Genomic DNA, 11,954 nt, shown 5'->3' on the forward strand with positions numbered 1-11,954 from the left:
AATCTTCTGAAGCGCAGGCGGCACACGTGTTTCACCACCACAGCAGACCGCCCCAGCAGGCCAGAGCGATCAGGAAAGCATAGCCCGATTTCAGCGGGGTCAGACCCAGCAGCCACGCCAGCGCCACCGGAATGATCCACTGGTAGTGCGCCCCCTGCAACTGCCCCAGTTGCCACAGCGCGGCCACGAGAATATTGACCAGCAGAGCCACGGAAATATATTTCGCCAACCGGGTGATAAACGACTGCAGCGACGCAGGCAGCGTCTCGACGTTGATTAATAACGGTAGTAACCGACATAGCGCAGAGATCAACGCACAGCATAGGATAAAGGTCCAAAAATAGCGGCTATCGGTCATAGAGATAACTCAGCAACAGCGTAATGGTCAGGATCGCCAGCAAATTGATGGCGCCAAACAGCCACACGCTGGCAAAACAGGCCAGCAGCGCCACCGCCTGCGCCAGCAGTTGATGACGATCGCGCGCCAGTTTGCCCAGCGATGAAGCAATGAAAATTGCGATGATCACCGACATATGCTCCACCAGATGGCGATCGGCCAGCGAAGCAAACAGATAGCCCAGCAGGGTGCCGCACAAGGCGGCGGCATAGAGCGTAAAGCTGACGGTGTTGCAGTAGGCCCGCGTCAGCGGCGCGCTCTCGCGCCGTAGCGACATCAGCGTAAAGGCGGCGTTAGCCATCACCAATAACGCGGGAATATAGCCGCGCAGCGGGCCGTCGCGCATGCTGCTGCGCAGGCTGAGTGTAAACACCAAAAAACGCAGGTTGATACTCAGTGCGGACAGCAGCACGGTGAGCAGCGAAAGCGACTGTTGCGGCGCTTCCAGCAGGGTCATTTGCAGCGGCGCCGACATCAGCGCACCGCTAAAAATCACCGAATGCACGCCGCTCAACCCCTGCTGGTAAGCCAGCAGGCCGATGACGGTAAACGATAGCAGCAACGAGAACACAAAGGGCGACGCGTCGGCCAGCCCGCGTAAAACATCATGCTTGCCGCCGCTGCGCGTCAGTTGCTGTTCATGCAGGGACATGCCGCATGGACTCCAGCCGTCGTTGATACTCGCGCGCCTTCTCAAGATAAAAGGCCGTGCTGTACTTGGGGATAAACTCCTCCACCACCGCCACGCCGCGATAGCCGCCGGCCGCAAAACGGTTCAAGACATCGCTCAGCGGCAGATTGCCTTCCCCCAGCGGCAGATGCTGGTGATGCGTGCCTTGTAAATCGGCAATGTGCAGATGACGCGTCACCGGCGCCAGGCGGGCGATGGCGTCGAACAGCGCATCGCCGTATGGATACAGCGAGCACAGGTGCGTCACGTCAATGGTGATATAACACCCGGTTTCACGATGAAAACGCAGATGTTCCTCAACGCTGAACACCGGGTATTTAGGCCGCTCTCCGCCCATATTTTCCAGGCACAGGGCAATACCGCGACAGTCAACCTGCTCCTGCAGCCGATTGATGGCCGTAATCAGGCAGTTCAACAGCGTGGTGTTGTCATACTTATCCTTGTAGCCGGGGTGGAAGGTCACGCTGGTTGCCCCCGCAGCCAAAGAAAAACGCACCGCGGCCCCCAGACACTCAATCGCCTGCGCCTGCTCCTCGGCGTCCGGCGAGCACAGGTTATACTGCCTTCCCCACCAGCCCGCATGGACGGTAAAGGTCACGCCGCGTTGCGTGGTAAATGCCTTAATCTGCGCCGCCAGCGCCAAACGCTGTTCGCAGTCCAGTTGCCAGAATACCTCCTCGGCGGCTTCGCCAATTTCAAACTCTACCGCCTGGAAGTACTGCGCCAGACGTTCGATAGAGTCGAAAATATCTGCCGGATTGTCATATACATTGGTCGAAAAGGAGATAACAGGAAACGCCTCATGCATTTCGCCTTCAATACGGTAGAGAACATCACTCATCGGAATACTCGCTGAATTGAGGGTTAACATTCATATCGGCCAAGGCGGCGAGAAACGCCGTTTCGTCCGATGCCTGACAGCCAAACAGCCAATAGCCATGGCGCTCTGAAGAGCAACGCACCGGCCTGCCGAATTTCTCCGGCTGAAGGCTGGTGCGGATCAACCACCCGGCCGGGAGCGGCGCCTGCGGCGCGGCTCCTTCCGCTGCGTTCAGAAAGCGGATCGACATCCGTTGATAGGCGGCGGGCGTCGCCGGCAGCGCGGTCTTTGCCATCGCCGCAATGGTGGCGGCGGCCTGATGTACACCGGTCACGCCCCAGACCATTTCCCAAATTTGATCGCCGCCAAAACGCGTCTGGGTTTCGATAAATTGCACACGCTGCCCGTCCAATTTCACTTCGGTATGGGCCGGCCCCCAGCGATGTCCCAGCGCCTGCAACAGCCACAGCACCGCCTCAGCGATTAGCCGTTCATCCTCTGGCGCCAACGGCGCCGGAAAATCATGCCCGGTCTCCACATAGTGGGGAGCGCCGGTGGTGTATTTGCGCGTGATTCCCAGTAAGCGGTGCTCGCCATCCAGGCTCAGCGTCTCCACGCTAAACTCTTCACCGCGGGCAAACGCCTCAATCTGCTGATTGCCGTCAAACGGAATATCGCGCAAATCCTGCTCATTATTTACTGCGTATATCCCCTGGCTCCCGGAGCCGGCGATCGGTTTGATAATTGACGCGCCGTGACGCTGCACAAAGGCCAGCGCCTGCGCGCGGTCGTCAACCCGGCTGGCGGGCAGCGCCCAAGGCCCGTCGACCAGCAGCTGTCGAAACAACAGTTTGTCGCGGCTCTGCTCTACGCTGCGGCGGGGGTTATGGCAGATGCCCAACTGCTCGCCGGCCAGCGCGGCGGGCATCAACCCCAGCTCATTGAAAGAAACAATCGCGCTAAAAGGGCGCTGTCGATGCCGCTCCTGCAATATCGGCAGCCAATGCGCCAAATCGTCCAATCGCTCCGTCAGCAACACTTCCGCATGCTGGCGCTGATAAGGGGTCAACTGCGCGGGCGTCTGAATCAGCGTCACGTCAATCTCTGCGCTGCCGGGCCAATTTATTGATGAGTCTCGCCCACCAACCACAATCACCGCCGGCCGCTCCCTCTCACCGTATACGTCGATCTGCGCCACCTGCAGCAGCGACTCTCGTAGCGCCGCGGTATCCGCACCTCGAAACTCGATGTAGACATAATTCTGGAAACCGTTGCCGACCGGGCCGATCGTCGCCCCCGGCTCGACCCACGCATACCACTGCTGAAACCCGGCGATCCGGCGTATCTGCGCTTCATGCCGCAGCCCTTGCCAGACAATATTGTGGCGTGCGAACGGCGTGGCGATGCCAAAAGCGCTCGCCGGCGTCTCCGGTAAGCGTAACGGCTGGCCAGAAAGCGCGCGGTGGTAACAGGCATCCATTGCGATACCCCAGGCCTGGCGTATCACATAGATACGGCTGCCCCCCGGCCTGGCCCCGACCTCAAGAATACGCGGGCCGGCGGCGGTGAGGATAAATTCCACGTGTGCAAAAGTGCCGCGCAGTCCCAGCGCCGCGACGGCATCCCGAGCCAGCCGATGACAACGCGCCACCATCTCCTCATTACTTTGCAGCGTTGAGGGGGAATAGCGGGCAAAATGGTGGAAATCCGGCCGCTGAATATCTACGCCGGCGATCACATCGACAATCGGAAAAGTTGTTATCTCACCGTCCGGCGTAATCGCGCAGTCAATCGAGTGATTGGAACCGCTCAGGTACTCTTCCAGCAGTAATTCACTGGTTTCCCGGCTTTTCCCCGCGACGTACGCCTGCAGCTCTGGCCACTCCTCCAGTGCGTAGCGCGCCAGATCCTGCGCGCTGTGTAAACATTTGACGAACAGGCTGCTGTATAGACTGGCCGGCTTCAGCACGCAGGGCCAGCTCAGCGCGTCAGCCTGCTGCAGTAGCGCTTCCATCGTTGCGCGGCGGGATGTCACATGTAAGTCGCGATTGGCGCTGGCGTTGAAACAGGCGCGCTGCTGCAACTTATCCAGCGTGCGGGAGACATGACGCTGCAAATGCCGCAGCGCCGGATGCCCCTGACAAATTTGCTCGCTGACCGCCACATAGCTTTCCCGAAAATTCAACACGCTGGTAAAGGCATACTCCGTATGCAACGCCGCCACCAGCTGTCGCAGCTCCTCGCCGTACCCCTTAGAAAAATCATAGCGGGCAACCGGCTGCAGATGGCTGGCGTCAGCGATTTTCGCCGTCGGCTTGGTATCCGCCAGCAGTAGCACCTCAACGCCGTCCGCCAACAGGCCTTCATATTCACCCTCGCGCACATTGCCGATAATCAAACACGCATTGCCCTTCATCATCGCCCCTCAGTATCAAAACTGTAATGCACCTGCCGTAACTGCATGCCCAGCGCCTGTACCCGCGGGCGCAACCTGTCGTTCGTCGGATTCAGCAACGCCTGGCGCAAGATGTCCGATAGCGCCCCCAACTGTTCATCGCTTATTCCCAGCCGGGTCACCTCCTGCAGCCCCAACCGCAAACAGGGTTGCCCAAAGCGCATTTTATTATTGACCCGGATGCCCAGTTCATTAAGGGCGGCAGCCGCCGCTGCGCTCTGCTCCCCCTGTAGCAGTAACATATGGGTCTGCGTCGGCAGCACGGTCCATCCCGGCAGATCCGCCAGCCGCTCCCCCAATAGCCAGGCATTGCGACACATCTGCCGCGCATAGTCGGCGCCAAAACACGCCATTTCCCGCAGGGTAACGAATAGCTGTAGCAAACAAGGTAAGTTGGGCGAAGACACCAGACCGGCATCCAGCCCCCCCTGAATACGCGCCGCCAGGGAAGCGTTGCGGGTAGCAATAATGGCGCGATGCGGGCCGGGGAATGATTTATGCGTATTGCCCTGTAGGATATCGGCCCCGTCATCCAACGGATTAGCCAGCGCGCCACCGGCGATAAGCCCCAACGGATGCGATGCATCATACAAAATCAGCACCTCTGTCAGGCCGTGGCGGTCCAGCCATTGGCGCAGTGGCGCAACCGCAAAGCCATGGCAGGTCAGACCGTGGTCGAGAACGACAGCCGCCGGCGGCTGACGCAGCATTGACGCCAGTGCCGCCAGATCGATCTCGCCGTCGTCGGTCAGGGTGATAAAACCGCTGCACCGGCCCAACCGCTCCACCAGCGCCGCCGTGGCAAAGTGACCGCCGCATGCCGGCGACAGGGACCACACACCATCCCCTGGTTCGGTCAGGGCGGCGATCATCGCCAGCGTACAATGTACGCCCGACAGCGCGCGATACTCAATGTAAGGAGCGTCAAACAGCCGCTGCGCCGCGGCGGTGGCCTCCGCCTGTAACCAGGCCACCTCAGGAAACGCTTCAAACTGCATACCGTTATAGTGCGCGGCATAGCGGCAGTCGTCGTTAAGCAGGCCGTTGAAATAGTAACGGTCATAATGCCGGCTTTGCCCTACCCAACGCGCACTTTCCGACAGCACATTTTCGTTTGCCGTCAGCGAAATCGTCGCTTCACGCCGCTGCTTTGCAGCGCTGAATCGCTGTCTCAAGCTGTCGGCTTCCCCCATCATCGGGTCGGACTGCAAAATCAGTGACGTTTCCATATTTCTCTCAGCGTATTTGGTCAAAATCAATAATCAGCATGTCGCGAAATGCCGCCCTGAGCGGATCGTCAGGATATAGCGGTGTGACATCGTGCTGCATCATGCGGTCATCAAGCAGCAACGTGTCGAGAAAACCCTGTAATACCCGAGTCAGCACCTGCCTGCCATCACGGTCATACACTTCGCTGGCGCCGCCTAATACGTTGCTGCGTTGAATAAGGTGCTGAAAAATATAATCATGTCCGTCAGAATGACGCCCTTCCGGCGCTGCCAGCCCCGCCTGCTGCGCATCACAGCAGACGCGCAGTTGGTGGCACGTCACCAGCCAACGCTGATTACCCACCAAACGGGTCAGTAACGCATGGTGATGGGCCAGCAGCTGCTGAACGACCGATGAGGAAATAAAATCGTTTTCGCTGCGGGGATACAGGCGCTCAATGCCACCTAATAGACCATTGACCTGTGAGCTTTGAAAAAAATGACAGTCCTGCAACGGCGTTATCTCACCCTGCTGGCTGAGATCAAATTTGCAAATACGCCGCCGGCGCAGCCTGCTCCCCTGTAAATATTTATCAACGGGTAAATTTTCCCATGTTGAAACCAGAGCTTCCTCCGCGACTGCGTTATTGCCGACGCCAAGCTCACAGGCAGGAAAATAGATAAAGTGTCGCTCACGAAATAGGGCTAATCTATCGCTGACCGGCGTCGCCAGAGCGCAACTCTCTCCTGGGAAAATTTCATTTTCCATGGTTATCACGCTTAATATTGGGGGGTTAAAAAAACCTAGCAGAAAAAACCGCCGCCAACATACAAGATGCACAGAGATAATAAATAAAAATGTAAGACAATATGAAAGGTTATATATATCAAGACAAAATAATAAAGTAGCACACAATAGATTTGCTAAAAAAATATTCAGCCAGCTAGTTAATTATTTTCCCTGACGCCGAAGTAGAATAAATTCTAGCTAATGGCAAGGCGAGCAATAAATTTATTATGAACAACGCGAATATGGCGTATTTATTACGCCAATAAAATAGAGTAATCGGCCGACACCGCTAATTGGTTGATGACCAACGGAATAGCCCTACATCGCCGAATAGACATCACGCAATGCGTTTTCTTCACCCTGACTATCCGTCTCTTCCCACCACGCTCCCAGCGCATCAATCAGCGGCACCAGCCGCTCTCCTGCCGGCGTCAGCGCGTAGTCGACGCGCCGCGGGTAGCCCGCAAATTCCGTGCGATGAACGATGCCGGCATCCTCCAGCTTGCGCAGTTCCAACGTCAGCATCTTGTGCGAGATCGTCGGGTTATCCCGACGCAGCTGGTTAAAGCGTCTGGAACCATGCTGCAGGTAGTAGATCAGCAACGTCGGCCAGCGGCCGCTGAGAACCTGCATCACTTCTTCTATCGGGCAACGGGAAACCAGGTCTTTCATATCGGGGCTCGTGGTAACAAAAAAGTGCGTAATTTACTTACGGGAACCGGCTGCTACAGTAACACATCGCTGCGCAGCGCCATCACTCTCAATCCTGGAGAACCTAAGTATGGAACCAATTCTGCTATACGGCTTCCCGGCGGGAAGTTCTATGGGGCTTGTCGCTGCGTTTGAATGGCTGGGCCGCCCGTACCAACTGTGCCGCGTCGATATGTTAGGCGAAATGCGCGAGCCGGCCTATCAGCGCCTTAACCCGCGGGTGGAGACGCCGGCGCTGATCACCGAACGGGGAGAAGTGCTGACGGAAAACCTGGCGATCGCCGCCTGGCTGGAGGCGCGGGACAGCGCGCGCCGCATCAGCTTTGACCCGCAGTCGCCCAGCGCCGACCGTATGCACCAGCTGATGGCGTTTATCAACACCGGCTTCACCGCCGCCTTCAGCCCGCTCTGGGCGGCGATGGAGATGTCCCCGCCCAACCCGATGATGAAGGATGTGTTGCAGACATGGGGCCGCGAGTCCGTGATCAAGCGTCACGACCAGCTCGAGGCGATGATCGGTGAGATGCCTTTTCTGCTCGCGGATCGTCCGACGCTGGCGGACGCAATTCTGATCGGCGTCGCCCGCTGGCTCGACATTCATCAGGTGGCCGCATCAACGCGCTGGCCGAAGCTGGCCGCGCTGAGAAGCCGCCTTGAGGCCGATCCCGCGGTAATCTATGCCACCGCGCTGGAAAGCGGCGACATGCAGCCCGGCAGCGGCGCCTGCAGCGGTCATATTGCGCTGCCGGAGGTGATCGAACGTTTTGGCGCCGCATAGCATGCCGCCGTGGCGGCAATAAAAAAGCCCGCGCTATCGCGGGCTGAATTAACCGATGCCGGACGGCAAGCGATACGCCGCTTATGCGCTTCCCGGCACCGGCGTGTTAAGCAGCTGCTGCTCCCAAAATTTCGACCCGTCGCCGTACTTTGCCCGGTCGGGCGCCGTCTGAACCGCGCCGCAAAAATTCGATTTATTCAGCCTGGTCGGTTATATATTAACAGCGCCGTATTTTCTTATTTGTTTGCAATTAACCTTCTGTTTTTTATTCCTAATATAAGGCACCAGACAGGATGATGATTAACGATAACGTATTATTGATAACGGGCTCAGGGCGCGGTATTGGCGCTGCGACGGCATTACTGGCGGCAGAACGGGGTTATTCAATCTGTTTGAACTATTTAAACGATGAAAAATCCGCAGTTAACGTTCGCGATCAAATTTTAAGCCGGGGCGGGAAATGCATCGCCATCCGCGCCGATGTCTCCGATGAGCGTCAGGTCATCGCCATGTTTGACGATATCGACCGCCAGCTGGGCGCCATTACCCATCTGGTCAATAACGTCGGCATCCTGAAGCAAAAAATGGCGATGATTGATATGGACGGCGAGCGCTTCCAACAGGTGCTGCTGACCAACGTCATGAGCCATTTTTACTGCTCACGCGAGGCGATCAAACGCATGTCGTTGTCCCGCGGGGGGCGCGGAGGCGCCATCGTCAACGTGTCATCCGGCGCAGCGAAAAGCGGTTCCCCCTTCGAATACGTTGACTATGCCGCGTCGAAAGGCGCCGTCGATACCTTCACCACCGGCCTGTCGAAAGAGGTCGCCGCTGACGGCATCCGCGTCAACTGCGTGCGTCCGGGCGGCATTTACACCGATATTCATGCCGACGGCGGCGAGGCGCAGCGGGTGGACCGGATTGCCAAAAACTTCCCGATGCAACGGGGCGGCACGCCGGAAGAAGTCGCCTATGCCATTTTGTGGCTGCTGAGCGATGAAGCCTCGTTCGTCACCGGCAGTTTTACCGACCTGTGCGGCGGGGTATAGATGAAACGCCGGGCACGGTCCCGGCCAGGCATCGCTGCGCGATATGTTCACGATAACGCTCGCCAGCACATCACCTTCTCCGGTTGGCCCGTATGCTCGTCCAGCCGCTCTCTGACGGTGACAAATCCCTGCTTTTCGTAGAAACGGATGGCGGAAGCATTCGCGGCATACACCGACAGTTCCAGCATCGATTTGGCTGACATGGCGTCGGCCAGCAATTGCGCACCAACTCCCCTTCCCTGATGCTCAGGGGAAACAAACAGCGCCGCCAGCGTCTGCTGATAAACAGAGCAGAACCCGATGACCGCACCATCGGCCTCCAACACCCGGGTGATCGCGCTGGGCAGGTAGACGTCGCGCATCGCGTCAAGCTGGCTGTGCCAAAACTCGGGGGCGACAAAATGATGCGCCTGCATTGACGCGCGTAACCAAATGTCCAGTACGGACTCTGAATCAGACGTGCAAAAATCTCGGATCATCATCAAGCCACGGTTGAATAAGAAAAAAGCAGTGTGCCACGGCCGGAATTATTCGCCAAACCTTCGATTGACCCGATTACATCGCTTTATGTCCTGTGGACATATCACACTCCGCGCCGCCCTCCCCGTACAGTTAAGCACCTCGCAGCCGCCGCCAGAGCAATTCGTTATCGCGGTAGCCGCACCTGTTAACGAGATACACCCCGGAGCAAACATGAAACTGACTCAAATCCGCAATGCCACGCTGGTGTTGGAATATGCCGGTAAAAAATTCCTGATTGACCCGATGCTCGCGGAAAAGGATGCCTGGGATGGCTTTGCCGGCAGCGCGCGCTCGCATCTGCGCAATCCGATGGTGGCCTTGCCCGTCGCCATTGAAGAGCTGCTGGCCGTTGATGCGGTGATTATCACCCATACCCATACCGACCACTGGGACGAGGCGGCGCAGCAGTTAGTGCCGAAAGACATGCTGATTTATACCCAGAACGATAACGATGCCGCCCTGGTCCGTTCCCAAGGGTTTATCAACGTCCGTACGCTAGCAGACGAAAACCGCTTCGTTGATGGGCTGACGATTTTCACCACCGACGGCCAACACGGCAGCAACGACCTGTATGCCAATACCGTCATGGCCGAGCTGCTGGGTGACGCATGCGGTCTGGTATTTACCCATCACGATGAAAAAACGCTTTATATTGCCGGCGATACCATTTGGGTAAAACCGTATGTCAGAAGCCTGCAGCGCTTCCGGCCGGATGTTGTGGTGCTGAATACCGGGGATGCCGTGATCAATGACTACGGTTCAATCATCATGGGTAAAGAGGATACGCTGCGCACATTGCAGGTGCTGCCCGAAACGACCGTGGTAGCTTCCCATATGGAGTCGGTTAACCACTGCCTGCTGACCCGTGCGGAGTTACGCGAATATACTCTTGAACACGGTATTGAAGATAAGGTGCTGATTCCGGCCGATGGCGAAACCCTGACTTTCTGAGCAGCCCTCTCCGCCGGTTCTGCGGTAAAATATCATGCAGCGGGTATGCCGCAGCCTGTCGAAAACGAGCGGTAACAACAACTGTGAGGTTCACCATGCCTGCGCTGAAAGTAGCGGTGATTGTCACCAATGGGTTCAGCCCGTTTCATTTTTCGGTGCCCTGCATCCTGTTTGGCACGGCGATGCCGGAACCGAATCTCTTTCAGGTGGATATTTGCGCGGAAACGCCAGGTGTCGTCCTGTCGGATATTGGCCTGTCCATCACTGTGGAGCATGGGCTGGAGCGACTCGACAGCGCGGATATTGTTATCGTGCCCTTCTGGCATGATCCGGATGAAAAGCCTTCTCAGTTACTGCTTGATAAACTGGTCAGCACCTGGCAGCGCGGCGCAGAAGTGGTCGGCCTGTGTCTTGGCACTTACGTGCTGGCCTACAGCGGCTTGCTTGATCAACACCGCGCGGCAACGCACTGGGAGTATGAAAGCGACTTCACGCAGCGCTTCCCGGAGGTTCATCTGGACAGCAACTCACTGTACACCACCGATGAACGTCTGATTACCTCTGCCGGTACGGCCGCCGGTATCGATTGCTGCCTCAATATTGTCCGCGACCATTACGGCACCGCCATTGCCAACCGGGTCGCCAGAAGAATGGTGGTCCCCCCCTATCGGGAGGGCGGGCAAGCCCAGTTTATTGAACGCCCCATTCCGGTGAATACCCGCGACGGCAAAATCAACGAGCTCATCGATTATCTGCGGCGTAATCTGGACAAGCCGCACGACCTCGACTCACTGGCCCGCTTTGTTAATATGAGCAGGCGCACGCTGACGCGCCATTTTGTGAAAGCCACCGGCATCCCGTTGGGGGAATGGCTCAATGCCGAGCGTCTGCAACGAAGTCAGGAGCTGCTGGAAACGACCAATAACAGCATTGAAAGCGTAGCGGATGAGGCGGGGTTTCAGTCCCCCGTTTCTTTCAGACAAAGTTTCAAGACCCGGTTTGGCGTCAGCCCCAGTGAATGGCGTCGGACCTTTCGTGGCCCCGCAGACATTGATGCCGGCTGAACACGCCAGACGCATGTTTTTACTTTACCTTGAGCACTTCGGTCGCGCTGGCCGCCAGCACGCCGCCGTCCCGCGCGGTCGGACTCATTAAAGGAACCGGTTCACCGGTGTGCTTATCAATCAGCAGCGAGTGCCGCTCGCCGCGTTCGAACAGATGCTGCTCCCCCCACTGGCGCAGCGCCACCACTACGGGAAACAGGCTTTCCCCCTTGTCCGTCAGCACATACTCCTGATACGCCGAACCGTCCGAGGCGCCCTGCAGGGCAAGCACGCCGGCATCAACCAGCTTGCGTAGCCGGTCGGAGAGAATATTCCGCGCCATCCCCAGACTGCGTTGAAAGTCGCCGAAGCGGCGCAGGCCGTCAAAGGCGTCGCGAACGATCAGCAGCGACCAGCGATCGCCGATCAGATCGACGCAGCGTGCTACCGGACAGGGTTCATCGTGCATTGGTTTACGCGATGGCATAGCGCCTCCTCAGCGGCCGTTGGTTTTCTGGTTGCATTTTAAAACTGCCTGA

The 11,954-nt window shown here is 57.7% G+C and carries 13 protein-coding genes; 4 read left to right on the plus strand and 9 right to left on the minus strand.

Annotated features, from left to right (window positions below):
- Positions 1-31: 31 nt before the first annotated feature.
- From I6G83_RS00785 to I6G83_RS00815, 7 genes are all read right to left on the minus strand, one after another.
- Entirely contained in the window at positions 32-358 is a 327-nt protein-coding gene (locus I6G83_RS00785) for a hypothetical protein (RefSeq protein WP_128143644.1), read from the minus strand.
- A complete protein-coding gene (locus I6G83_RS00790) occupies positions 348-1,049 on the minus strand; it encodes an AzlC family ABC transporter permease (RefSeq protein WP_054305296.1) in 702 nt (233 codons plus the stop codon). The genes I6G83_RS00785 and I6G83_RS00790 overlap by 11 nt, the downstream gene beginning before the upstream one ends.
- The gene (locus I6G83_RS00795; RefSeq protein ID WP_054305295.1) at positions 1,036-1,929 is read right to left on the minus strand and encodes a sugar phosphate isomerase/epimerase family protein; all 894 of its coding nucleotides are present in this window, start codon (positions 1,927-1,929) and stop codon (positions 1,036-1,038) included. Before I6G83_RS00795 ends, I6G83_RS00790 begins: the two co-directional genes overlap by 14 nt.
- A complete protein-coding gene (locus I6G83_RS00800; RefSeq protein ID WP_054305294.1) occupies positions 1,922-4,327 on the minus strand; it encodes an ATP-grasp domain-containing protein in 2,406 nt (801 codons plus the stop codon). The genes I6G83_RS00795 and I6G83_RS00800 overlap by 8 nt, the downstream gene beginning before the upstream one ends.
- A complete protein-coding gene (locus tag I6G83_RS00805) occupies positions 4,324-5,592 on the minus strand; it encodes a PLP-dependent aminotransferase family protein (protein ID WP_062779200.1) in 1,269 nt (422 codons plus the stop codon). Before I6G83_RS00805 ends, I6G83_RS00800 begins: the two co-directional genes overlap by 4 nt.
- Positions 5,593-5,599: 7 nt before the next feature.
- Complete coding sequence (locus I6G83_RS00810) at positions 5,600-6,340, minus strand: 2OG-Fe dioxygenase family protein (RefSeq protein ID WP_072186125.1); 741 nt, start codon at positions 6,338-6,340, stop codon at positions 5,600-5,602.
- A 339-nt stretch (positions 6,341-6,679) separates the two neighbouring features.
- On the minus strand, positions 6,680-7,033 hold the full coding sequence (locus I6G83_RS00815) for a winged helix-turn-helix transcriptional regulator (RefSeq protein ID WP_054306423.1): 354 nt from the start codon (positions 7,031-7,033) through the stop codon (positions 6,680-6,682).
- 151 nt (positions 7,034-7,184) lie between these two features.
- Here I6G83_RS00815 and I6G83_RS00820 point away from each other — a divergent pair, with 151 nt between their 5' ends.
- Both I6G83_RS00820 and I6G83_RS00825 read left to right on the plus strand, forming a co-directional pair.
- The gene (locus tag I6G83_RS00820) at positions 7,185-7,850 is read left to right on the plus strand and encodes a glutathione S-transferase family protein (RefSeq protein WP_232238939.1); all 666 of its coding nucleotides are present in this window, start codon (positions 7,185-7,187) and stop codon (positions 7,848-7,850) included.
- Between the two features lie 293 nt (positions 7,851-8,143).
- On the plus strand, positions 8,144-8,899 hold the full coding sequence (locus tag I6G83_RS00825) for an SDR family oxidoreductase (RefSeq protein WP_174545404.1): 756 nt from the start codon (positions 8,144-8,146) through the stop codon (positions 8,897-8,899).
- 47 nt (positions 8,900-8,946) lie between these two features.
- Here the strand turns inward: I6G83_RS00825 and I6G83_RS00830 are convergent, their stop codons facing one another.
- Positions 8,947-9,381, minus strand: coding sequence for an N-acetyltransferase (locus I6G83_RS00830; protein ID WP_197910550.1), 435 nt, complete (start codon positions 9,379-9,381; stop codon positions 8,947-8,949).
- Positions 9,382-9,592: 211 nt separating this feature from the next.
- On the opposite strand from I6G83_RS00830, the gene I6G83_RS00835 reads away from it, so the two are divergent.
- Both I6G83_RS00835 and I6G83_RS00840 read left to right on the plus strand, forming a co-directional pair.
- Positions 9,593-10,372, plus strand: coding sequence for an MBL fold metallo-hydrolase (locus tag I6G83_RS00835; RefSeq protein ID WP_054306421.1), 780 nt, complete (start codon positions 9,593-9,595; stop codon positions 10,370-10,372).
- 95 nt (positions 10,373-10,467) lie between these two features.
- Positions 10,468-11,436: a GlxA family transcriptional regulator gene (locus tag I6G83_RS00840; protein ID WP_054306420.1), complete on the plus strand. Its 969-nt coding sequence runs from the start codon at positions 10,468-10,470 to the stop codon at positions 11,434-11,436.
- A gap of 19 nt (positions 11,437-11,455) precedes the next feature.
- On the opposite strand, the gene I6G83_RS00845 is transcribed toward I6G83_RS00840, so the two are convergent.
- The gene (locus tag I6G83_RS00845; protein ID WP_054306419.1) at positions 11,456-11,902 is read right to left on the minus strand and encodes a winged helix-turn-helix transcriptional regulator; all 447 of its coding nucleotides are present in this window, start codon (positions 11,900-11,902) and stop codon (positions 11,456-11,458) included.
- Between the last annotated feature and the right edge of the window lie 52 nt (positions 11,903-11,954).

Origin of the sequence: Serratia rubidaea (genome assembly GCF_016026735.1) — a bacterium.
Classification (GTDB): domain Bacteria; phylum Pseudomonadota; class Gammaproteobacteria; order Enterobacterales; family Enterobacteriaceae; genus Serratia_B; species Serratia_B rubidaea.